The organism is Sphaerisporangium sp. NPDC049457 (assembly GCF_055586705.1).
Genome location: NZ_JBVJHR010000002.1, coordinates 303746 through 326616, shown reverse-complemented (window position 1 = coordinate 326616; position 22871 = coordinate 303746). Strand labels below are relative to the sequence as shown.

Sequence of the window (22871 nt, the reverse complement as noted above, 5' to 3'; positions counted from 1 at the left end):
CGTTGATTCGGGCCGGTCAGCGCAAGGTTACAGTCGATCGGAAACGTCGTTGCCCGAATCACGTCGACCTTCGACATTGATCATCGCAGGCGCGTCGCGTACACCGGCCAGCCTGGCGAAACCTACGGCGTAGTCGTACATGCTGCGTTGCAGGCGGCGAAGATCGGCCCGGCACTCGTCGTTGTCCGGCCAGTCCGCCTCCCGGCTTCCTGGATGGTTCTGCTCGTAGTCGCGCAGTCGGGGATGCCAGCGGCTGAGGAACGGCCTCAACTCCGTATTCAGCATGTGGATCGCCAGATGCTCGACACTTTGCCCACCCGGAACGTACTGGGAGGGCCGGCTGCCCTTCAGGGTTTCGCGGGTGTTCTGGAAGAGTGCGTACAGGGAATTCATGGCCTCACGCACCAGGCCCTCGTCGTCGCGAAGAGGCTGAGTCGATATCCGTGAGACCGTTTCGACGAAGAACTTCCAGGCCGTCTGCCTGCTGTCATCGTTGACCAGGAATGTCAGCTCGCTCACCTGGGGGACGGTGACTTTGACCTCGGTGAGTCGGCCGCTGCGACGATACATCCGCATCACGATCGCAGTGGCCACACCGGCGATGCCGCCTGTGATGATGAAGAGATTCCTGCCGTTAACCAAGGTCACTCCATGAACCAGCAGGCCCGTCACCGCCCCCACACTGGCTGAGGCGATCAGGCGGGCGGTGCCACTTAGCTTCGGCCACCATTCGCTGCGACTCGCCCTGTATAACGGCACACCACTCCCCGCCTGTATCCCGCTGCCGAGTCTTACCAATCGGACTGTAACGGGTCCGGGAGGTTCCCGACAGGAGACGGGTGCGGCTTGTCACCGGTGTCTTGTCTCCGGGCAGACGGGCCGAAAGGAGGGACGCAAAGCGGTATGACCGTCGTGCGCATGAGGAACATCCGTCCCGGCATGACCGGGCCAGTGCCCGTCGCCCGCACCGCCCGGGCCGCCCGTCATGGAACGGGGGCGGCCTGGGTGCGGGAGAAGGCTCAGGGGGTGAGTCTGATCTGGTTCATCTCCTTGAAGTCCGGGCGGGCGGTGTGCCAGCGCACCACCGCTGAGCGGCCGTCGAGGTCGAGGGAGGCGATGGCGTTCGGGAACCACGGCCCGTTGGTGATCTTCCAGCGCAGCGCGCGCCGGGGCAGCCGCACGGTGCGGGTCAGGATGCCGCCGACCAGGCTGGCCACGCCGAACGACCCGATCACGTTCGCCAGGCGCAGACTGCGGCTCAGCGGGTTGCGGATCGGGGAGCAGACCGCCTGGTAGATGCGGGCCGATTCCAGGTCCGCCGACGCCGGGCCCGCCGCCGCCAGGTAGGAGTAGTGCACGTCCCCCGAGAGCAGCACGATGGTGGCCGGGGCCCTGCCGCGCCGGCCCGCGGCGATGTCCACGAGCAGGCGTCCGAGCTCTTCGAACGACTGCCGGAACGCCCCCCAGTGTTCGAGGTCGAGCGTCTGGCGGATCTTCTCTCCCCACGCCGCCGCCCGTGGCCCCCACGCCCCGCGCGCGACGGCCTCGTTCCAGCTCTCCACGTCGAAGATGCCGCTCGGCAGGAACGCCGGGACCGACGAGCCGATGAGCAGGTGGTCGACGTCACCGGTCGCGACCTCGGTGAACCAGGACCATTCGTCGTCGTCCAGCATGCGACGGCGGGCGGGGTCGAGCTCGCGGGCGCACCGGGTGTCCAGCATGACGAGCCGCGTGCGGCCGACGTCGCGCGTGTAGCTCCACCGCGTGGAGGACGGCTCCTCGTCGGCCCGCTTGGCGAACGCGTCGAGCGCCGCGCCGCCGTCGCCGTCGCCCGCGCGGATCTCCGCGTACAGCGCGTCGGACTTGCGCTCGGACGGCGAGAGGTTGCCGAGATGCTGGTAGACCCAGTAGGCGCCGAGCGCGGACACCACCCGGGTCGGCCACCACGGGACCTCGGCCATCGTCCGCCGCCAGGCCATGGAGGTGTTCCAGTCGTCGCGCACGTCATGGTCGTCGAAGATCATGGCCGTGGGGACGGTGGACAGGACCCAGCGGACCACCGGGTCGGTCCACGCCTGCCGGTACAGCTCTGCGTACTCCTCGAAGTCCACGATCTCGTCGGGGCCGTCCTGGCGGCGGGCGCGGATATAGTCCAGCATCTCCTGCGAGGGCTCGTCGGCGTACACCTGGTCGCCGAGGAAGATCAGCAGGCTCGGCAGGTCGTCGCCCTCCAGCAGCCGCAGGCCGAACTCGCGCAGAACGTCCTTGCCATGGGTGCGAACGTGCGCCTCGTCGTGCGGCACGCTGGTGCGGCAGGAGCCGAACACCACACGGTTCAGCTCGGCCAGCGGGCAGATCTGGCTGTCGGGGAAGCCCTCCAACGGCCACACCCGCCGCCCGTCCAGCTCGACGGAGTACACACCGGTCTCTTCGACGTCGATGATCGCGTAGTGATGACCGTGCACCGTGAACGTGCGCTCGGTGGCGCGAGCGCCCGCGACCTCGATCGCGACCTCGCACGGGTCGCTCGTCTCCACCCATATGGACGCGCTCGTCTCATCGACGTAGCGCAACATCGGCCCTACCAGCAAGTCGGGCACGTGACCTCCCCTTTTGAGCAGCGTTATGAACCATATGCTCAATACATCCGGGATGGAGGATGGCCTCCCGATCCGTAACGGCATGGAGCCGTCCGCCGGACGGCCACGGCACGGATGCCCCCCTCGGAGCGATCGCCACGTACCACGCCATTCCCGGTGAGCGCCGCAGAGGCCGGCCGCCGGGCGACCGTACCAGCAGTTCCGGGTCTCGCATCAGCCGCTCGATATGAACGGCGCCGTACGCGGCGAGGATCACCCGGTGGTGCTCGGCAACACCGGCCTCCGACCGGCTCAGCAGCTCACTGCCCACTTTGCGAGGATTACCACCCCTTTGCCACGATCAACCGATTCATCCCCGCCACACCACAAGCCACCATCCAACCGGCCGAACCAACCCCACCTGCCCAGCCGTCACCCCAATGGCGCCGCGGCGGCGGGATGTAGTGCGGCGATGTCGGCGCCGATGTACGGCGGCTCGGCGTCGCCGTCCGGTTGGGCGTGGGGTGCGGATCAGCTGGTGGCGGCGGTGACGATCTGTTCGCAGAGGGCGTGGGTGCGCAGGGCGTCGTCGGCGGAGATGACGCGGTCGTCGCGGACCGAGGCGAGGAACGCGTGGCACACCTGCTCGATGCCGCGCTGGCGGGCCACGGGCGTCCAGTCGGGTCTGCGGGTCACCGTCTCACCACCGTCATAGTCGACGACGTCGCCGAGGTTGACGACCCGGCGCTTCCCACCGCCGCCGATGACCTCGCAGGTCTCCTCCACCGCCCCGCTGACCCGGCTCATCATCCCGATGGCCGTGAACGCTCCTCCCCCGTCGTCGCCGTCCGGCCGATCTCCGGAGAGGTGCAGGACGACGTGCTCCAGCAGACCGCCGCGCACTCGTACGTCCACCGACATGTCCGAGATCTCGCCCGGCGCGAGGAATCTCAGGGTGTCCACCACGTGGATGAAGTCGTCGAAGACGGCCCGGCGGGGATCCTCCGGCAGCCCGCTCCGGTTCTTCTGCATGACGACCAGATCGCGCGGCGACTCCCGCAGCCCCGCGTACCCGGGCGCGTACCTGCGGTTGAATCCCACCATGAGCGAACGCCGCCGCTCCTCCGCCAGCAGGACGAGCTTCTCCGCCCCGGCGAGGTCATAGGCGAGCGGCTTGTCCACGTACACGTGCACTCCGGCCCCCAGCAGGGCCGCCACGATCTCCACGTGCGCCCCGGTGGCGGCGTGGACGAACGCCGCCTCGACGCCCTCGGCGATCACCTGGTCGACCGAGGTGAATCGCGCCGGAAGGCGGTAGGCGTCCCCCAGCCGCTCCAGCGTGTCCCGGTCGCGCGTGCAGAGCAGCAGGTCCAGCCCGGGTGTCGCCGACAGCACCGGCAGATACGCCTTCCGCGCGATGTCCCCGAGACCGATCATCGCCACCCGCGTCGTCTTCATGCCGAGAGACTACGGCCGAAACGCCCGCCGGCGGTCCAGGCGGCGATAGCGATGCCACCACGACGAACGCCGCGAAGCCCGCGGTGTCGGCCAGCCGTTCGGTGAACCACGCCTCTGCGGCCATGCGCCACTCAGCGTCCGCGCCCCCGACGGGCGCGCCCACCGCCTCCAGCATCAACGCGCGCAGGTACGTCAGCGCACTCGCGTCCACCGCCGTCGCCCGGCGCACTGTGACGCCGGCTCCCTGCTCGGTCATGGCGGCCATCCAACCACTTCTCGGCCGAGGTCTCCTCCGAGTTCGCACCCGCGTCCTATCGGGCACGCCACCAGGCGAGCGTCTCCTTCAGCACTTCGTCCATCGGAGTGGGCGCGGCGCCGAAGGTCGCGGTGAACGCCGAGGAGTCGACGACGAACGGCCGGAAGAACTGGTACCGCGTCTCCTCCAGCTCGCGCAGCATCGGCGAGAACAGCCCGCCCGCCCGCATCACGACATGGGGGATCGTCGAGACGCGCGGCTCGGCCGCCCCGGCCATTTCGGCCATCCGCTCGGCCAGGTGCCGAACCGTCGTCGCGGGCGGAGTTGGCACGTGCCAGGGCCGTCCCCAGGCCCGCTCGTCCACGGCGGCCGTCGCAAGCGCCCGCACCACGTCCGGAATATAGGTGAAACTGTGCGGCTGGTCGAGATCGGCGGGCACCCGGATCGGCTTGCCGGCGATCAGCGGCTTGAGGAAACGGTCACTTAACATGCTCTGGCCGGACATCCCCGGACCGAAGTAGTCGGAGCCGCGCACCTCTGTCACGCGTACACGGCCCGCCTCGTGCGCGGCGAGCGCGTCGCGCCACATCTTCGCGCGCACCTTCCCCTTGGTCCCGCGGGCCGCGAGCGGCGTCTCCTCGGTCATCGGACGGTCCACCGGCCCGTACCCGTACAGGTTGCCGGTGATGACCAGCACCGCCCCGCCGCGCTCGGCCGCCGCGAGCATCGCGGCCGCGATCGGCGGCCAGTCCCGCGCCCACTCGTGGTAGCGCGGGTTCGCGCAGTTGTAGAGGGCGTCGGCGCCCTTGGCGATGCCGGCGAGCCGGTCGGCGTCGCTCGCGTCCGCCGCGAGCCGGGTGATCCCCGGCACGGACGGCCCCGACCCCGAGCGGGTGACGATGACGACCTCGTGTCCCGACTCCGTGAGCATCTGCCCGAGCCGTCCGCCGACCTGCCCGGATCCGACGATGACGTGCTTTCCCATGTTCCGCTCCTCCTTGTGACGACGCCGCTACGATGCCGCTACGACGCTGCTTCGCCGGTGTCTCAGACCTGGTGCCAGACGAGCCGCAGCGCGGCGTTGGCGACGAACAGCACGGCGAACACCACCGAGGTGGTGATCAGGCCGGCCCCCGCCGCGGCCGCGACGCCACCGCCGAACCAGAGGACCTCAAGGACCGCCCGTCCTAGTCCGCGCAGCGGAATGCTCGCCTTCGGCGCCCCGAACACTCCCCAGACCACCGCGAACAGCACCGGACCGCCGATGCCCAGCAGCAGCTTGAGCCCCCAGTTCGAGCTGAAGGTGAACCCCCAGTACCCGACCGCCAGGTAGACCCCCAGCTCCAGGAGGAACATCAGACCCGCGTTGGCGCCCTTCATCACGGTCAGCATCGAACGGCCTCATCTCGACGAACACATCGCTCTCTTTCAAGAGCAATGCTCTCGCGCGGAAGCACTCCTCGTCAAGAGCACTGCTCTCGATTTGTTCTTCCGCTCCGCCATGCCCCGGCCGGCGCTCATTCGGTGGTCCCCCTGAGATGGAAGGCGGAACGCGGCGGGGCGCACGTCATCGCCCCGCCGGCCGCCGTCTAATTCCTAGACCCCTACTTCAGGCCGAAGGCCCGGGTGATGGTCTGGGTGACGCCGCTGCCGTCGCGCTGGTCGGCGGTGACCCGGATGGTCGCGTACTCGGCTCGCTGCGGCGCGTGCAGGGACGCCCGCCAGGTGCCCTTCTTCTCCTTCAGGGCCTGCCGCTGCCAGGTGGCGCCGTCGTCGTAGGAGACCTCCAGCGTGACCGCGGAGATCGGGTCCTTGACGGCGTCGCCGTTGAGCACGACCGGTGTGATCGACAGCTCAGACGCGCGCCGCGCCCGGCCTTCGGCGTCCAGGTCCGTTCCGTAGTCGAGCTGGACCAGCGGGATGGTCGCCACGTCCGCGCCCACAGGGGCGCCGGAGGTGAACCTCCACTCGGTCCGGGTGGCGGTGGAGTAGGGGGTGAGCGCGGGATCGACCTGAGTCTCGACGACCACCCGGTAGGGCAGTCTGCGCGCCGCCAGGTCCCCGACGTTGAGGTTGGGCCACCCTTCGACCAGCGCCAGTCGCCTGTCCCCCTCGTACATCGCGATCGTCTGCCGCACGCCGGGTACGCCGGATCCGCCGCTGTGCGCGGCTCCCGCGTCACCGAACGCCTGGATGGTGGCGCTCAGGCCGTTCTCGCCGCGGAACGGGCCTTCGGTGCTGATCATGCGCGGCCGGGTGATGGGGCCGAACCAGCGGTCCTTCTGCACGCTGCCCGGCCGGTAGGACAGCCGGTCGGTCTGCGCGCTTCCCCAGCCCTCCACGCCGGCGGTCTGCTGCCAGACGATCCCCTCTCCGGCGGAGACCCAGTCGGTGCGCGATCCCGAGCTGACCGGCTCCGGAGCGAAGGCGGGAGCCGAGTACCACTCGTACGGCGGCAGGTCCGTCCGGTACTCGAAGCCCTTCCTGCCGGCCGGCGGGGCGAACTGGAGATCGACGCGGGCGAGGTCGCGCGGGCCGGTCCTGGCGGAGGGGTCCTCGGGCACCGCGCCCTGGTGGTAGTCGACCAGGTCGTACAGGTACTCGGGCGCCGGGTGTGCCTCGACGTCCAGCCGGACCGCCCTCCGGCCGGCGGCGGCGATCTCGCCGATCAGCTTCTCGCCCTCGTCGAGGGTCACCGAGGCGACCGGGATCGGCCCGGCCGTGACGCCGTCGGCGGCGCCGTACCAGTCGCTCTTGCGGCCGGGGCCGTCGTTGACCACCAGGAGCATCGCCGCCCCGGCGCTGTGCGCCGCCGCCGCCTGGTCGGCGGCGGTCACGGCGTCGCCGTCGCGCACGACCACGGCCCTGCCGCGGACGGACAGGCCGGCGTACTCGGCCGCGGCGCCGGTGCCGGCGAAGGCGGCGTCCAGGCGCGAGGTTCCGTCCGGCAAAGCCGGCGAACCGCGCTGCGCGAGGACGTCGCCGAGGTCGTGGCCACGGTAGCCGATCTTCAGCGGCGTCTGCTCGGCGCGGAACCTGGTCGTGAAGACGAAACTGCCCTTCTCCACCTTCTTCTTGGTCGGCAGAGCCCACAGGCTGTCGTAGGCGGCGGGAGTCATGATCGTCTCGTGTACGGCGTTCCAGTCGCCGGGCGCGGGCCGGCTTGAGGTGAACGAGCGGTAGATGTCGACCCTGCCGCTGACCACGCTGGTCGGCTTGGGCGTCGCCACCTTCACCTGGCGTGCCCGCGAGGCGTCGAGCTCAACGCTCCGGTCGCCGGTCAGCTCGATCTCAGGAGCGATCAGCGTCGCGAGGCCGAGGGAGTCGGCGCCGTGCAGACCTTCCACGTCCGGGACGGCGATGACCGTGTAGGAGCCGGGGGCCCAGCGGCTGGTTAGCGTCCCGTTCGGCACCCACATGAAGGTGCTGCCTCCGTCGGCGCTCCTGATCTCGACGTTGTCGCTCAGGGGCCGGCCGGCGCGGTCCTTCAGGCGGACGGTGAGGTCGTACTTCTCGGACTCGACGGAGAACCCCACGGTCGTGCGCACCTCGCCGGCCGCGTGCCGCGCCGTGACCCGGGCGGCGTACTGACCGGCCACGAGCCCGTCCGGGTCCACCGTGAGGTCGACCGCCGAGGTGCCGCGCGCGGGCACGGTGAGGTGGTCCGCGGCGATCGTGAACGCCTGCGCGGGGGCGTCGCCCCGGTCGACGGAGAGCTCCAGAGCGATGGGGTCGTCCGTGGTGTTGGTGTAAGTGATCTTCCGTTTGACCGGCTGCCGCTGCCCGCCGGACGTCCATCGGACGAGCCCCGCGTCCACCGATCCGGTCGCGATGACCTGGTCCTGCAGGTAGGCGGCGGCCACGTTGAGCCGGCCGGCGCCGGCCTGGTAGGGGCTGTAGCCGGGGGTCGGCACGCTGGTGCTCATCAAGGCGTCCTTGATCTGCCGCGCCGGCCACTCGGGGTGTTTCTGGGCCAGCAGGACCGCCGCCCCGGCGACGTGCGGCGTCGCCATGGAGGTGCCGCTGTCCAGGCGGTAGTAGCCCTCGCCGTAGCCGATGTACTGCGAGCGCGCCGCCAGCACGTCGACGCCGGGAGCGGTCAGGTCGGGCTTGAGGGCGTCGTCGTCGAGGCGCGGCCCGGCGCTGGAGAACGGGGCGAGGTGGTCGGACGCGTCGACCGCGCCGACGGTCAGCGCGGCGTCCGCGGTGCCCGGCGCGGCGATGCTGTAGGGGCTGTTCCCGTCGTTGCCCGCGGCGACGACGAAGAGCGCGCCCGTCTCGTCGCTCAGCCGGTTCACGGCCTGGCTCAGCGGGTCGTCCTGGGTGTGCCAGCCGCTGACGCCGAGGCTCATGCTGATCACCTTGGCGTGCTCGGTGCGCGCCGCCCATTCCATGCCCGCGATGACGCCCGAGATCGGCCCGGAGTTGCTGTCGTCGAGGACCTTGCCCACCAGCAGGTCGGCGCCGGGGGCGACCCCGCGCTCCTTGCCGTCGGAGGCCGCGCCCGTCCCGGCCAGGGTGGACGCGGTGTGGGTTCCGTGCCCGTTCCGGTCGATGACCTCCTCGCCGGGGACGAAGCTGCGGGAGGCCGCGACGCGGTCGGCGAGGTCCGGATGAGTGGGGTCCACTCCGCTGTCCAGGATGGCGACCCGCACCCCGGCGCCCGTGCCTCCCGCGCCCCAGGCCGCGGGGGCGCCGATCTGCGCGGTGGTGTCGGCCAGGGTGGCCTTCGCCTTGGCGTCGAGCCACACCTTGTCGACGCCGGCGGCGAAGGGGGGCGCCGCGTCGTCCGGCGTGCCGGCGGTGCGGCTCGCCTCAGGACGGTCGCCGCGCCCGGGGGCGGTCAGGGCCGACCAGAAGGCCGCGGCCTGCGACCGGCGGGCGCGGACCGCCTCACCGCCGATCGAGGGAAGGCTCAGCGTGGTCTGGGCACCCGGCAGCGCGGTGCCGGACGGCGCGGCGGACGGGCCGTCCGTGGCGCCGGGCTTACGTGCGGCCGAATCCTGCGCGCGGGTGACGATCAGGGGGAGTTCACGGCTGCGCGCGTCGTCGTAGCCCTGGGCTATCAACCGCGTCACGTCGAAGAGCTGCTTGTCGAGCCGACCGGCCGCGATGTAGGCCACGGCCTCGTCGGGGTACACGTAGGTGTCCTTGCCTTCGGTGCTGACGCGCACCGAGCCGGTGGCTCCCGGCGCGCGCTCGACGTCCACCAAGGGGGTCGCGCCAGGTCTCTGCGTCACCTTCACCTTGTCGCCGGTGATCAACGTCACCGTGGCGGGCGCGGCGGACGCGGGGGGTGCGCCGCCGGTCGCGGCCGGCGGCACCGTGGGCGGTCCAGCAGGCGAAGCACTGTGAGCCACCGCTGGGGTGATCACAACGGCGATGAGGGCCGCGGCGGCGGACGCCGAGGCCCTCCGGGGGGAACAGGGCTTCACTTAGCCTCCAGAGTCGATGAATCGGACGAATCCGATCACCCCTGACAAGGCCGTGTAAAGTACTTGAAGTTACTACTCTCTTGCTGTAGTTTGCCCTTTTGTTAACTTATCGGACATAAGCCGCATAACGGGATATCTATCCCGACGGCCCCTCCGGTGGACGCCTTTCATAGTGGCTCGACGCATCCCCGAAGGCCGCGTGTCTTACTGGATCGTCGCGCCAGGACCTCCTGCCGGGTCCGGCAGGGAATTCACTGGAGAGCGGCGACGCGGCGTCCAGCCGGCGCGGTCTCGGTGTTCGACCGACTACGCGCGTATACCATCTGCTGAAGCCCTTTACGGCGGTTCCGCCCCCCATGCCCCGGAGTCGATGTGAGCGAGCTGATGCGCATGCCTCTGACCGAGGACGGCCAAGTCGTGGTGGAGATCACGGACGGCAAGCCGACGGTCCGGCGGGCCTCGCGCACAGGTGACGAGATCGAGGCGGCCGTGGACTCCCCGCAGTCGGCCATCCGGGAGGCCTGGCGCCGCGTCGCGGAGGCCTGACGTGCGCCGCTGGTCCGTCCGCGTCCGCGCGGGCTCGGTGACGTGCGGCGCCGGCGTCCTGATCGGCGACCGGCACGTGCTGACCTGTGCCCACGTGGTCAACGCCGCCCTCGGCCGGCACGCCGCCGAACGGTCCCGCCCCGCCGACCCGGTGGAGCTCGACTTCCCGGTCGCCGCCGGCGCGGCGCGCTCGCAGGCATGGGTCACCGACGGCGGCTGGTTCCCCATCGAGGACGACGAGCGCGGCGACGTGGCCATTCTGGAGCTTCGCTCCACGCCGCCCGCCGGCACCGTCCCCGCCGAGCTGACCGAGCGCGCCGAACGGGGCACGGCCGTGCGCGCCTACGGCTATCCCCCGGGACTCGACACGGGCGTGTGGGCGGTGTCGTACGAAGTGGGCGACCCCGGCGGTCCCGAATGGATCCAACTCGACGCCACGCGCGCCGTGGGCAGGCGTATTCAGCGCGGGTTCAGCGGCGCCGCCGTGGAACGCGACGACACCGGCCAGGTCGTCGGCATCGTCGTCACCGAGGACGGCGCCGACGGCGCCAAGGTCGCCTGGATGCTCCCCGTCTCGGCCCTCCTGCGTCGCTGGCCGCTCCTGACCGCCTCCTGCCGGCCGTCCCATGCACCGGTCCGCTCGCCGGCGACACCGGTACCTCCACCGCTCACCGGCGTCCTTCGCCTGATGTGCCAGGTCTCCGATGATCTGCCCTATCCGCTGCGCGGCGCCCATGGACGCTTTCCGCTGTCGGAGGTGTACGTGCGGCAGAGCGTCGCCGCCGCCCCCGACCCGCGCCGGCCCCGGGAGGAGGATGGCGAGGAGTTCTGGGAGGTGGAGGAGGACCGGCGGCCGTCCCCGGGCCTGGCGCAGCCGTTCGAGCAGGTCTTCGAGCAGCACGACCACCTGGTGATCGAGGGTGCGGCCGGTCTGGGTAAGACCACGCTCGGCAGGATGCTCGTCCGGCACTACGCGAAGGCCGTGCTGGACGAGGCGGCCCAAGGCGGCGAAGCGCCGCTGGTCCCCCTGATGCTGCCAGCGCGCGTGCTGGCCGGGCATCTCCATCGTGGCTGGCCCGAGGCGCTGCGGTCCTCGGTCACCGCGGAGTACGGGCCGTCCGACGGCGAAGTGGCGGCGTCCCTGTTCACCGGGAAGGTGAGCGGACGCCGGTGGCTGATCGTGGTGGACGCCTTGGACGAGATCCCCGACCAGGACGACCGCGAGCGACTGCTGACCGCGCTCGCGTCCCGGTTCCCGGGCGACGAGGGTCCGGCGCGGTTCCTGGTCACCACGCGTCCCCTGTCCCCCGGCGAGATCGACCGCCTGCGCGGCTCCAGGGTCGGCTTCTACGAGCTGCAGCCGTTCGACGAGGACGCCCTGGTGCAGTTCGCCCGGAACTGGTTCGATCCGGACGACACGCTCTCGGGGAACGCGGCGGCGGAGGAGTTCCTGCGGCAGGTGCGGCTGGCCGGCCTGGAGGAGGTCCTCGTCGTACCCCTCCTGGCCACCGTGGCCGCCAACATCCACCAGTCGCGCCGCGACCGCCCGCTGCCGGCCGGACGGTACGAGCTGTACGAGGAGTACATCGGGCGGTACGCCCAGGCTCGGATCGAGGCGGGAGCCTCGTCACTGGCCACCCTGGACGAGGTCCCGGGAGGTCCGCGCCTGGCGGCGTGGCTGTACGAGCACCGTGTCGCACTGATGGAAGCGCTGGCCACCGCCTACACCACCACCGAGACCCCGCTCATGGAGGTCGCGCGGCGCTACCTGGCCGACCACGCCCCGATGCCCGCCCACCTGCCTCTGGACTGGGAGAGCGCGCTCGCCGAATGGTTGTCCCAGACGGGGGTGCTGTCGAGAAGCCGCACCCGCCTGCGGTTCCTGCACCAGACCTTCGCCGAGCACCTGGCCGCCACCGCCCGCGCCAAGACCCTGCCCCGGGAGTTCCACCTCGGCGAACCGCCGTGGGAGAAGCTGATGGGCGACCTCCTGCTCGGCGACGAGGCCGCCGCCCGCGTGGTGCTGCACTACCTGCATCTCGTGGGACCGGGCGCGGGGCTCCTGGACGCCCTCCAGAACGGGACTCTGGACCAGCGTGGCGCCGCGGACGGCCTGGTCGAGAAGGGCGCTCCCGTCTCGGACGCCCAGCTCACGGCCTACCTGTCCCGGCTGGAGGACTTGGTGGGAACGGGTTCGGTGACGGACCTGGAGGAGGTGATCGCCCTGACCCGCCACGCCCCCGTCCGCGAACGACTCGAAGCCCTGCTGGCGGACGCGTCCCTCGGTGCCGCGATCAGAATCTCCATCATCGACCTGCTCCGGGAGCGATCGGGCGGAGTGCGTCGGGACGGGCCGGCGATATTGCGGACCTTCGCCACTGCCGAGCATGAGGCGAGAATCCGGTGCAAGGCGGCGACCGTCCTGTCCAGGTTCGGGGGCGATCACCGCGAAGAGGCCGCGCGGTTGCTCGTCGCCCTCGGCGAGGACGGCGGCACGGAGATCACGGATCGCCGGGCGGCCGCCGAGAGTTTGGCACGGCTGGGTGGCCCCCATCGAGCGCGCGCGGCGGACATGCTTCACCGGTTGGCCACGGACCCGGCGGTGTACGCCTGGCAACGCGTGGAAATGGCCGAGGAACTGGCCAAGTGCGGTCACGAGCAGCGGCCACGAGCCGCCGAAATTTTGCACGACCTGGCCATGGACCGCTCTTGCCACGGTTCGGACCGACGATCAGCCGCCGAGAAGCTGCACAAGCTGGGAGGCCGGCACGTACACGAAAGCGTTCAGCTGCTGGGGCGACTGGCACATGATCTTCGCCGTGATCCGTTCGACCGGGCGCTGACCCTGGCCGCTCTTGTGAAGATCGAACCGTCCCGTCGTCCTGAGGCCGTCGAAGCGCTGCTGCGGGTGACCGCGGATCTCGGCCTTTACGCAGGGATCAGGCTCACCGCTGCCCGCGACCTGGCGGAGCTCGGCGGATCGCATCGGTCGACCGCCGCGCGTGTCATGTTCGACCTCGCGGTGCGACCCGACTCCGGGAACCTACTGGCGGGCAGCCGCTACAGAGCGGCGGAGGACCTGACCAAACTCGGTGCCGGCTTCAAGCGGAGCGGCGCGGAAGCCTTCTATGCGATCAGCGCCGACGCCGCCGTGCAGCCCGGGCAGCTCCAGATGACGGCCATCCAGCTCGCCCAACTGGAAGACGGCCATCGGATGACGGCCGCCGACCTTCTGCTGAAGCTGGTCACCGGGCCCACGCTCACATTCGCCCGTCGCCTTCAGGCGGGGAGCACGCTGGCCAATCTGGGGACGCGCTTCCTGTCGACCGTCCTGCACTTCGCCGACGAGCTCTTCCGCCATCCCTTTTCTTCGTCGACCGAACGTGCTCTGGCGATGGCGACCCGGATGACGCTCAGGCCTGGCGAGGCACCATCGGCCGCCACGCTGATCCATCGGCTGGCGATGACCGCGACGGCGTCCGCCGAGTCCCGGTTCAACAGCGCCCGGGTATTGACGGACATGGGGGCCGTGCATCTCGACCAGGCGGCGGACCTGTGGACGCGTCTGGCCTCCGACCACACGGCGCCGATCGCGTTCCGCCGGGACGCGGTGCAGAAGCTGCTCGATACAGGGGACAGATATCGCGAGGAGGCGGGCGCGGCCATCCAAGAGCTGACCGACGATCCCTCCGTCGACGCGGGAGACAAGACTCTCCTTCTTCTTGAGTCCCACCACCTGGTGCCCCCCTCGGTCGCCGCAGAGATCTATGACCGCATCGCCGCCGATGTCACCATCGATCACGATGAGAGGAGATACGCCGTCCGCCAGGTGTACGCCGCCGGCACCGACCGGCACCGCCGGGCCGTAGCCCTCCTGCACGAACTCACGACGGACCCCGCCGCGACGGCGACGGCTCGCCTGAACTCCGTATCCGAGCTCTCGTCCCTCGGCCCGGATCATCGTGCGCGATGTGTCGCGGTGCTCGACCAGCTGGCCGAGGTGTCAGGCGCCCATGTTCGGCATCGGCCGGCGATCCTGGCCGACATCGTGAAGCTCGACGCCTCACAGCGCGAGCGTGTCGCCGAGTCGCTGCGCCGGCACGCCACCGACCCGCTCATCGCCCCTGACTCACACCGCGAAGCCGCCGCCGAACTCGCCGAACTCGGCGGCGAGCATCGCGAGCGCGGCGCGGAGATCCTCAAGCGGATCAGCCTCGATGTCCTTCTCGACGCACAGGTGCGGCGCAAGGCGGCCGACTCGCTGATCAAGCTGGGCGGGGACGAGGAGAACACCGGGATGGACCTGCTGTACCGGCTGGCCACCGACGCCGGCGAGCAGGAGCCGGACGATCGGCGGCAGGCGGCGCAGGCCCTCGCCAAGCTGGGCGGCGAGCGGCGGGCGCAAGGAGCGGAGGTGTTGCGCCGGCTCGCGGCGGACGCGTCGGCCGATGCCGGCGTCCGTATCGCGGCGGCACAGGATCTCGCCGGCCTGGGCGGCGACGAGCGTGACGAGGGGGCGGAGGTCCTGCACCGGCTGGTCGTCGACCTGGTCGACGATCCCGTCGAACGCCTGCGAGTGGCGCGAGACCTCGTCAGGCTCGGGCCCGTCGCCCAGTCCCGTGGCCTGATCCTGCTCGGCGAGTTGACGACGGACGCCGGCGCCGACGTCACAGTTCGCCGGTGGGCGGCGGAACACCTGGGCTCGTTGCTGTCCCCGCAGGCGCTGGAGAGCGCCGTGGCGGGTCTCCACCGCCTGGCCACAGACGGCGACGTGGACTCCTGGAACCGGTTGTGGGCCATCGAGTCGCTGGCGAGGCTCGGTCCCGATGCGCGGCGGCTCGCCTTCGCGGCGGTGCGCGGATTTCGTGAGGAGGCGGACGGGCCGGACGGCGAGCTGCCGCGCGCGCTCGCGGTCGCGGCGATGGCCGATGTGAGCGATGCCTGCCACTTCGACGCGGTGGACCTGCTCACCCGGCTGGCCGAAGACACCTCACGCCCGGGCCGTGAACGGATCCAGGCCGTCACAGGTCTCCTGGAGATGAGCGACCTCCATGTGAACCGAGGAGCACGCCTGCTCGCACTGATCGCCGAAGATGCCGGGCTCCGGGCGTGGGAGCGCCGCCAGGCCGCGGAAGCGCTCGCCCGCCTGGGGCCGGCCTGTCGTGCGCGGGCCGGCGACCTGCTCGACGCCATCGCCGACGACGCCTCCGCCGGCTCCTGGGAGCGTGCGGAGGCCGCGATGGCCCTCGCCGAGCGCGCCGACAAACGCGATCTCGCGATCGCGCACCTGCGGCGTATCGCGCGGAGGGGAGGCGCTTTCGCCGACCAGAGCCGACACGCCATCGGCATGCTCCTCGAATTGGGGCCTGAGGCACGTACCTCGGGGATCAAGGCGCTCCAGTCGATGGCCGGCGACAGCGGAGCCGGAGACGACGAACGGTGGGAGGCGTTCGCCGTCCTGATGAAACAGGACGAGGACCGCGACGTGCTGGCCCGCGCCCTCCACGAGCTCGCGGGCGAAGCGGGCGCCGATGCGGGCGTGCGGCGGCGGGCGGCGGACGCGCTGGCGATGCTGGGCGACGAACGACGCCGCGAAGCGGCCGAGGCGCTTCGGAACCTGTCCGCCGACACGACCGTGGCGGGCGCCCACCGAGCCTTGGCGCTGGACTCCTTGGCCGCCATGACCTTGGACGCGTCCGTCCAGGACGAGGCGGGAGAGGCGCTGGCGCGGGAGGGCGCCGACGCCTCGACCCCGGCGCCTCTCCGTCGTCTGGCCGCCGAGGCGCTGGCCCGCCGTCACCTGGCGCGCCGGGACGTGGCCGCCGAGCTCCTGCACGAGATCACCGCCGACGACTCGGCGGAACCCGAGGAACGGCTCCTGGCCGCGCAGGCATTGGCCGGAACGGGACCCGGCGGCCGGGACAGGGCCGTCCGGCTCCTTCAACGGTCCATCGCCGACCCGCTCGCGAGCCCGTACGAGCGAGCCGTCATGGCCATGGGCCTGGCCGGTCTTCGCCCTTCGTACCGGCGGTCCGCCGGTGACCGCGCCCGAGGACTGCTGGACGATCCCGGCTTGCCGCCCGACCGGCGGCTGAGGATCGCGCAGGGTCTCGCCGAGTTGGGGACGCCCTATCGGCAGGCCGCCATGGCCGCCATGCATGATCTCGTGGTCGACTCCGCGTGCTACGACGCGATGAGACTTCTCGCGGCCGATGCTCTCGCCCGCGTGGCCGATACCGGCAGCCGTGTCAAGGGGCCACCCTCGCTTCGTGACGCGCCGGAGTGAGCAGAGGCGACGCGAAGCGGATGGAGCACCAGACGGTGCGGCCAAGGCCGGGGGTGAGGGCGCGGGTGCCCCACTCCTCGGCCAGTTCTCGGATGATCAGCAGGCCGCGGCCGTTCTCCGCGTCCGGGTCCTCGCGCACCGCCGGCTCGCGGTGCGGAGTCCCGGGGTCGTTCACCTCCACGTGGATCGCGCCGTCGTTCTCCGCGAGCGTCAGGGCGATGAGATCGTCCCTCCCGCACCCGGAATGCGTGATCGCGTTGGTCACCAACTCGGAGACGGCGAGAACGACATCGTCGGCCGCGGGGTGGTCCGCGCCCAGCCATCGGCGCACCTGACGACGCGCGAGCGGCACCGATTCCCGGACCCCCGGCAGGGCGGCCCTTCCCAGCACATTCAGCCGCGGGTTCGCAGGCTCCATCGTTTCACCGTCCATTTCCGAAATCCGATCCCCAGGACTTCCGACGGTGCCAGAATCCGACTACGGTTAGTGTTCGATCAACTGCAACCAGTTATCAACGCTTCAACTGAAACCCTCGGTGAAACGCTGAGGAATGGCCTCCCGGAGCCCCCCATGCCCAAGGAAAGCGAGCTCAGCCCGTCAGAGTCACCGACCGCGCTGTTCGGCTTCGAGCTGCGGCGACACCGTAAAGAGCGCGGCTGGTCGCAGACCCGTCTCGCCCGTGCGATCCCCTACTCGGTGGGCACGATCAGCATGATCGAGACGGCACGACGGTCCCCGTCCGAGGACTTCGCCCGCCTCTGCGACGAGGCACTCCAAGCCGAAGGCGCCCTCATGCGCCTGTGGCCCATGGTCAGCCGCCCCACCGCTCCCCCATGGTTCCGCCCCTGGCTGGACATCGAAGCCACGGCCGAGGCTCTGCGCTCTTGGGAACCGCTGGTGGTTCCCGGCCTGCTCCAGACCGAGGACTATGCCCGGGCCATCCTGAGCGGGGATATCGGTGTGACACCAGAGCAGATAGAAGAACAGGTGACAGCCCGGATGGAACGCCAATCCATCCTCGATCGCCCCAAGCCTCCTCTACTTTGGATCGTCATCGACGAAGGAGTTCTTCGTCGTCCGGTAGGCAGTCCAGCGGTAATGGCGGCACAGCTTGAGCGCCTTCTCCAAGCCGCGCAGGCACACCGGATCACCATCCAGATCCTGCCATTCGACGCCTACTCCACCGCCGGGCTCGCCGGGGCGTTCGTCATCGCCCAGGCCGACGGCGCGGCTGACACGGCATACGTTGAATCGGCCGGAATTCTGGGGCGCGTGACCGAGCGGCCAGAAGACGTCAGGACCCTTACATTCAGGTATGAAGGGATTCGCGCCGAAGCACTCTCGCGGCGTGAATCCCTCAGCCTGATCAAGGACAGGATGCAGCGGTGGACGAAATGACCCTGGAACTGGAAACGGCCATCTGGAGCAAGTCCTCCCACTCCGGACCGGACGGCGGAAACTGTGTTGAGGTTGCACGCCTGTCTGGTGGCCATCGAGGTGTGCGCGACAGCAAGAACCCGGCGGGTCCGGCGCTGACGTGCAGCGGACCCGAGTGGGACGCGTTCGTCAGTGGCGTGAAAGCAGGTCGTCTGATCTGACAGCGTGCGAGACGGTTCTCCGGTTCCCCGCCGCGCAACGGCGCCGCCATCGCCGTACCACGCCTCGCCGACCCGGCGCCGGCACCCGGCACACGCCGGGTGCCGGGTGCCGGGTGCCGGGTGCCGGGTGCCGGGTGCCGGGTGCCGGGTGCCGGGTGCCGGGTGAAGGAAAGTGGCCGCAGGACACTAGCGGACGGAGCAGATCGCGGACTGGATGACGCGGGTCACGGCGTCGGGGTGGGAGATGAGGGTCAGATGGGACCCACCGCGGAATTCGGTGATCTTGGCGTGCGCGCGGCGGGCCATGGCGCGTTCCGAGGACGGCGTGATGATCCGGTCCCCGGTACTGATGAAGTACCAGGACGGGATCGTCCGCCATGCCGCGGCCTTCGAGGGGGTCATGAACGCGCTGGTGGAGGCGGCCCGTTGTGAGGCCCACAGACGTACCGCGGTGTCCCTGGGAAGGTCGTTGGCGAACGAACGGACGAAGACGTCCTGCTTGAGGTAGAGGTCGACCGCTCCTTGGGGCGCTCCCGGGTAGGGCACGCTGTCATAGAGGGAGCGGGGATCCTTGCTGAGCGCCGAGTCGGAGCCGCTGAGCCCGCCGGTGGTCTCACCGACGGCGGGCGCCGCGGCGTCGACGTACACCAGGGCCTTGACCTGGGGGACGCCCGCGGCGGCGTTGGTGATGACCGAGCCCCCGTAGGAGTGCCCGACGAGCACGATCGGCCCGGAGAGCGTCTTCAGGAAGTCGGCGACGGACGCGGCGTCGGCCGTGAGACCGCGCAGCGGGTTCGCTATGGCCCGCGCGGTGTAACCCGCCCGCTGAAGGGCGCTCACCTCGCCGCTCCAGCTCGAAGCGTCGGCCCAGGCGCCGTGCACCAGCACGACCGTGGGCTTCACGCGGGCAGGCCCCGGACAGGGCGACGGTCCGCTCATCGGCGTCGACGAGACGCCTGACGACCCGGCCGCCTGGGCCTGGCCGGCCGACAAGACCCCCGCCGACAGCGCCGTCACAGTGAGCGCCAGCACGGACGCCATCACCTTGCCTCGTCGCCCGATGCGTGCGGCGTTCATCTCTCCCCCAGTTCCCCGACGGACGAAGCCGGCCTGTCGTCCATCGCGAGGGGGCGGCTGCGACCGAGGGCGCGGTTCCCGGGTCGATGCTGACCGATCGGGCGCCCTTCCACATCACCCAGACGAGCAGGATCAAACCAAGAGGTCAAGCGAGACGCGGACAGAGAAGCCCAAAGCGAGGACCACCATTGAGCCCTCCTCATCCCGAGTAGCGGTCCGCATCGACGGCTTCGGGGACGAGAGCAGCCTTGCGCGAAGGGTCGCGTCGGCGGTTCTACCGGCCGGTGCTATCGGGGTCCCTTCCGTAATCATCAGTGAGCGATCGTCTCCAGAAGCCCCGCACGAGTTCCATGGCCGTAGCCAGATCAGCGGGGGCGGCGGTGAGTCCTCGGGCCATCTGCGGATATTCGATGTCCCACCGAGGTGGCGGATCAGCGATCTCGCCAGGAAGCTCCTGCACCGCCCTGACGCGGAAAACGTGCCGGCAGATCTTGGCCAGCTCGGCGTCCGGGGCCAATCCGGTCTCGACAGCAGCACCAGATCAACGAGATCCTTCACCCGCGTGTTGGGTCGATCACCGTAGTCGCTGGGAGGACCCAACGTCCAGGCCGGAACGCTGACAGCCGAACGGCGACGCGCTCGAAGAGGACTCTGCGCCGGAGCCTGCCCAGGTCGGTGCCGTTGACGTCGGCCCGTTGCTTGAGACGGGTCTCCAGTGCCTGACGCAGTGAAACCGCATTTCCGTATCGCGTCACGTCCGATCGGCCCTCAGCGCACGTTCGACGCCCAGTTCAGCGCGGCTTCCGAGTCGCTGGGCCGCCCACACGAGCTGGCCACGCGTGACCTCCCCGCGTTCGAGGAGTTCGGCGACAGCGGAATCGATCATGTCCTGATCCAGCGCCTCAGCGGCGGACTCGGCGATCGCCCGGAGAGGTGTGGTGACCTTGAATCCCTCACGATCCTCGATTTCATCCGATCGAAGCTCAGCACGGTGCAGCACGATGGAGTCGTTCCTCTGCCGGAACCCAGGTCAAAGTTGCTGATAGCTATGCGGCGTCAGACATGCTTTCTCGTCAAGGTCGGCGGCATCGCGCAGAGCGCCGCTCTTGAATCGGCCCCATGCTCTGGTAACGTTGGCGGGATGAATGCCAGTCGTACCGCGCGGGAGCGGGTCAGGGCCGAGTTGATCGGCGAGATCAAGGAGGTCGCGCGGCGCCAGTTGGCCATGGAGGGAGCCTCCGGGCTGTCCCTGCGCGCCGTCGCGCGCGAGCTGGGCATGGTGTCGTCCGCCATCTACCGCTACTTTCCGAGCCGCGACGAACTGCTCACCGCGCTCATCACCGAGGCGTTCAACGCGGTCGGCGCCGCCGTGGAGGAGGCCGACGCGGCATGCGCGCGCGACCGCCATCTCGACCGCTGGATGGCGGCCTGCCGCGCCGTGCGCACATGGGCGCTGGCCCATCCGCACGAGTACGCCCTCATCCACGGCTCGCCGGTGCCCGGCTACGTCGCCCCGCAGGACACCGCGGTGGCGGCGGCCCGTGACGGCATCGTCATGGCGAACATCCTGCGCGACGCCCATCAGGCGGGCGGGCTGACGCCCCTGACCGGGTTGCCGCCCGCTCCCGCGTCGTTCGCCCCGGACGCCCAGCGGCTGCGCGAGTCGCTGTTCACCGACCTGTCCGACGACGTCATCCTGCGCGCCCTCGCCGCCTGGACGCACATCTACGGCGCCGTCAGCTTCGAGCTGTTCGGCATGTACAAGAACGTCATCGAAGAAGACCGCGCCGCCGCCTTCGACCACGTCGCCCTCACCCAGTCCCACCTCCTGGGCATCACCTCGGACGGGTGAACGCCCCCTCGGACGGGTGAACGCGCAGCCGGCCAGCCCACCGACGGATCAGCGGATCCAGCCCGGACGCCTGGTCGACGCACCACTTCGGCAGCGGGCGGGCCGCCCGCGGGCATAGAACTCGGCGCGATCGCGTGGCATGGCGCGGTCCCCGGGCGTCTCGCGGTCGCCGGGCGTCCGGCGGTTGCCGGGTGCCGCAGGCTTGCCGGACGGAAGTCCGCATGCCCTGAAACGCGCGGGCGCCACCCGAGCGGTCCGCGCGGCCGTTCGGCCGCGCCGGCACGCGCGCCTTGACCGGCCGCGCCTCCGCTGAGCAACGAGCAGCATCAGCGCGAGAACGACCAGCGACAACACCTGGCCGATGACGGAATCCTGCAGGACGCTCACCAGCACCGTGCCCCACAGCATCAGCGCGGGCCGAGGGACGGCGGCACCGCCCGTCCTGGGCGCGGCATCGCGGAACGACGTCCGCGGCCGCCGCTCGGACTCGGCCCGCACGGCATGCCCGCCCCGCTCCCACGCCTCGGGCGACGCCGCGGCGTCGGAGAGGTAGCTCAGCGCCGCGACGGCCGCCTCGGCCATCGTCTCCCGCTCTCGATCAAGCACTACGTGTCCTCTCGTTCGCCTGCCGGTCATCCATCGTCACGTCCATGAATCATTTTGAATCAATATGAATCGCCCTCTAGGCTCCGTCAAGGGCCAATGCCCCGCCTTCCTGGCAAATCCATCGATATCCTGCCGAATCCAGTTCGGCGCATCAGCTTGACACATCGGACTCAAGCTGATTTAGTCGGACATCACCTGGAATCGAAGTGCATCACGGCACGTCAAGAGGTAGTCCACGATGTTGTTGGCTGGGCGATGACCGGCGCGATCGGCGAGCAAGGCGAACATCGCACCCGGCGCCAGCGGCTGGCCACAGAGCTGCGTCGCCTGCGCGATCTCGCCGGCGTCTCCGGACGCGATCTCGCGCATCAGATAGGGATCAGCCAGTCGAAGGTCTCCCGCATCGAGTCGGGAACGGTGATCCCCTCCCTGCCCGAGGTCAACCGATGGGCCGATGCCGTCCGCGCGTCCGCGCAGACGCGTGAATGGCTGACCGACATGACCGAGGCCGTCTTCACGGAGGTGCACAGCTGGCGGGCCGCCCTGCAGACTCAGGCTCACCTGCAGGACGAGATCCGCGACCAGGAGGACCAGGCGCACATCGTCCGCGTCTACCAGCCCACGCTGGTGCCGGGCCTGTTGCAGACCGCGGAGTACGCACGCCGGGTCTTCACGCTCTTCGACCCGCCCTACTCGGACGGCGACCTCTCGATGGCCCTCGCCGCACGCCTTCAGCGGCAGGTGGCGCTGTACGAGCACGACCGGAGATTCGAGTTCCTGATCACCGAGGCGGCGCTGCGGTGCCGCCCCGGGCCGGGGAGGCTCCTGCCGGCCCAGCTCGACCGCGTCTCGTCGCTGAGCACGCTGGACAACATCTCCATGGGCTTGATCCCGCTGGACCGCCAGGCGCTGGTGTGCCCCTCGCACGGCTTCACCATCTACGAAAGCGACGACGACGGAGCCGACACCTTCGTCGAGGTGGAGACGACGCACATGCGCCTGACCGCCAAGGACCCCGATGACGTCGCCATCTACCGCCGGCAGTGGACGCTGCTGAGCGAGATGGCGGTCTTCCACGACGAGGCGCGGGAGTTCATCGGCGCCCTCGCCGCCGAGATCCGCGGCGCCGCGCGATGACGGCCACCCGCCCGATGGGCCACCCGCTCCACCGGCCGTG

Annotated in this window: 16 protein-coding genes; 6 read left to right on the top strand and 10 right to left on the bottom strand. The window is 70.3% G+C overall.

Going from position 1 to position 22871, the window contains the following annotated elements; all coding sequences use genetic code 11:
- Positions 1–27: 27 nt before the first annotated feature.
- The 6 genes from ACZ6QO_RS04795 to ACZ6QO_RS04770 form a co-directional block, all read right to left on the bottom strand.
- Positions 28–672 carry a hypothetical protein gene (locus ACZ6QO_RS04795; protein ID WP_465847701.1) on the bottom strand — a complete coding sequence of 215 codons (645 nt, stop codon included), beginning with the start codon at positions 670–672 and terminating at the stop codon, positions 28–30.
- 347 nt (positions 673–1019) lie between these two features.
- Positions 1020–2600 (bottom strand): alkaline phosphatase D family protein, encoded by a 1581-nt coding sequence (locus tag ACZ6QO_RS04790; protein WP_465847700.1) that lies wholly within the window; start codon positions 2598–2600, stop codon positions 1020–1022.
- Between the two features lie 510 nt (positions 2601–3110).
- Positions 3111–4037, bottom strand: coding sequence for a Gfo/Idh/MocA family protein (locus ACZ6QO_RS04785; RefSeq protein WP_465847698.1), 927 nt, complete (start codon positions 4035–4037; stop codon positions 3111–3113).
- 311 nt (positions 4038–4348) lie between these two features.
- Entirely contained in the window at positions 4349–5278 is a 930-nt protein-coding gene (locus ACZ6QO_RS04780; RefSeq protein WP_465847697.1) for an NAD-dependent epimerase/dehydratase family protein, read from the bottom strand.
- A gap of 62 nt (positions 5279–5340) precedes the next feature.
- Complete coding sequence (locus ACZ6QO_RS04775; protein ID WP_465847696.1) at positions 5341–5685, bottom strand: YrdB family protein; 345 nt, start codon at positions 5683–5685, stop codon at positions 5341–5343.
- A 212-nt stretch (positions 5686–5897) separates the two neighbouring features.
- Entirely contained in the window at positions 5898–9533 is a 3636-nt protein-coding gene (locus ACZ6QO_RS04770; RefSeq protein ID WP_465847695.1) for a S8 family serine peptidase, read from the bottom strand.
- Positions 9534–10100: 567 nt separating this feature from the next.
- On the opposite strand from ACZ6QO_RS04770, the gene ACZ6QO_RS04765 reads away from it, so the two are divergent.
- Together ACZ6QO_RS04765 and ACZ6QO_RS04760 are read left to right on the top strand one after the other, a co-directional pair.
- Positions 10101–10274: a hypothetical protein gene (locus ACZ6QO_RS04765; protein ID WP_465847693.1), complete on the top strand. Its 174-nt coding sequence runs from the start codon at positions 10101–10103 to the stop codon at positions 10272–10274.
- A gap of 1 nt (position 10275) precedes the next feature.
- Positions 10276–16560: a trypsin-like peptidase domain-containing protein gene (locus tag ACZ6QO_RS04760; protein ID WP_465847692.1), complete on the top strand. Its 6285-nt coding sequence runs from the start codon at positions 10276–10278 to the stop codon at positions 16558–16560.
- Here ACZ6QO_RS04760 and ACZ6QO_RS04755 read toward each other — a convergent pair.
- A complete protein-coding gene (locus tag ACZ6QO_RS04755; protein ID WP_465847690.1) occupies positions 16523–16993 on the bottom strand; it encodes an ATP-binding protein in 471 nt (156 codons plus the stop codon). The genes ACZ6QO_RS04760 and ACZ6QO_RS04755 overlap by 38 nt on opposite strands.
- Positions 16994–17047: 54 nt before the next feature.
- Here ACZ6QO_RS04755 and ACZ6QO_RS04750 point away from each other — a divergent pair, with 54 nt between their 5' ends.
- Both ACZ6QO_RS04750 and ACZ6QO_RS04745 read left to right on the top strand, forming a co-directional pair.
- Positions 17048–17959, top strand: a complete 912-nt coding sequence (locus tag ACZ6QO_RS04750) for a helix-turn-helix domain-containing protein (protein ID WP_465847689.1) — start codon at positions 17048–17050, stop codon at positions 17957–17959.
- Entirely contained in the window at positions 17956–18159 is a 204-nt protein-coding gene (locus tag ACZ6QO_RS04745; RefSeq protein ID WP_465848075.1) for a DUF397 domain-containing protein, read from the top strand. Before ACZ6QO_RS04750 ends, ACZ6QO_RS04745 begins: the two co-directional genes overlap by 4 nt.
- A 186-nt stretch (positions 18160–18345) precedes the next feature.
- Here ACZ6QO_RS04745 and ACZ6QO_RS04740 read toward each other — a convergent pair whose 3' ends face one another.
- Both ACZ6QO_RS04740 and ACZ6QO_RS04735 read right to left on the bottom strand, forming a co-directional pair.
- On the bottom strand, positions 18346–19236 hold the full coding sequence (locus ACZ6QO_RS04740; RefSeq protein ID WP_465847687.1) for an alpha/beta hydrolase: 891 nt from the start codon (positions 19234–19236) through the stop codon (positions 18346–18348).
- Positions 19237–19987: 751 nt separating this feature from the next.
- Positions 19988–20236, bottom strand: coding sequence for a hypothetical protein (locus ACZ6QO_RS04735; protein WP_465847686.1), 249 nt, complete (start codon positions 20234–20236; stop codon positions 19988–19990).
- Positions 20237–20377: 141 nt separating this feature from the next.
- Between ACZ6QO_RS04735 and ACZ6QO_RS04730 the strand changes: the two genes are divergently transcribed.
- Entirely contained in the window at positions 20378–21088 is a 711-nt protein-coding gene (locus ACZ6QO_RS04730) for a TetR/AcrR family transcriptional regulator (RefSeq protein WP_465847684.1), read from the top strand.
- Positions 21089–21136: 48 nt separating this feature from the next.
- Here the strand turns inward: ACZ6QO_RS04730 and ACZ6QO_RS04725 are convergent, their stop codons facing one another.
- Positions 21137–21694: a hypothetical protein gene (locus ACZ6QO_RS04725; protein ID WP_465847682.1), complete on the bottom strand. Its 558-nt coding sequence runs from the start codon at positions 21692–21694 to the stop codon at positions 21137–21139.
- A gap of 255 nt (positions 21695–21949) precedes the next feature.
- Here ACZ6QO_RS04725 and ACZ6QO_RS04720 point away from each other — a divergent pair, with 255 nt between their 5' ends.
- Positions 21950–22831, top strand: coding sequence for a helix-turn-helix domain-containing protein (locus ACZ6QO_RS04720; protein WP_465847681.1), 882 nt, complete (start codon positions 21950–21952; stop codon positions 22829–22831).
- Positions 22832–22871 lie beyond the last annotated feature (40 nt).

What these genes read in the sequence shown, in the direction of transcription:
- ACZ6QO_RS04745 (WP_465848075.1), top strand. Translation starts at nt 17,956, where the DNA reads ATGACCCTGGAACTGGAAACGGCCATCTGGAGCAAGTCCTCCCACTCC.
- ACZ6QO_RS04785 (WP_465847698.1), bottom strand. Translation starts at nt 4,037, where the DNA reads ATGAAGACGACGCGGGTGGCGATGATCGGTCTCGGGGACATCGCGCGG.
- ACZ6QO_RS04740 (WP_465847687.1), bottom strand. Translation starts at nt 19,236, where the DNA reads ATGAACGCCGCACGCATCGGGCGACGAGGCAAGGTGATGGCGTCCGTG.
- ACZ6QO_RS04780 (WP_465847697.1), bottom strand. Translation starts at nt 5,278, where the DNA reads ATGGGAAAGCACGTCATCGTCGGATCCGGGCAGGTCGGCGGACGGCTC.
- ACZ6QO_RS04775 (WP_465847696.1), bottom strand. Translation starts at nt 5,685, where the DNA reads ATGCTGACCGTGATGAAGGGCGCCAACGCGGGTCTGATGTTCCTCCTG.
- ACZ6QO_RS04730 (WP_465847684.1), top strand. Translation starts at nt 20,378, where the DNA reads ATGAATGCCAGTCGTACCGCGCGGGAGCGGGTCAGGGCCGAGTTGATC.
- ACZ6QO_RS04755 (WP_465847690.1), bottom strand. Translation starts at nt 16,993, where the DNA reads ATGGACGGTGAAACGATGGAGCCTGCGAACCCGCGGCTGAATGTGCTG.
- ACZ6QO_RS04720 (WP_465847681.1), top strand. Translation starts at nt 21,950, where the DNA reads ATGACCGGCGCGATCGGCGAGCAAGGCGAACATCGCACCCGGCGCCAG.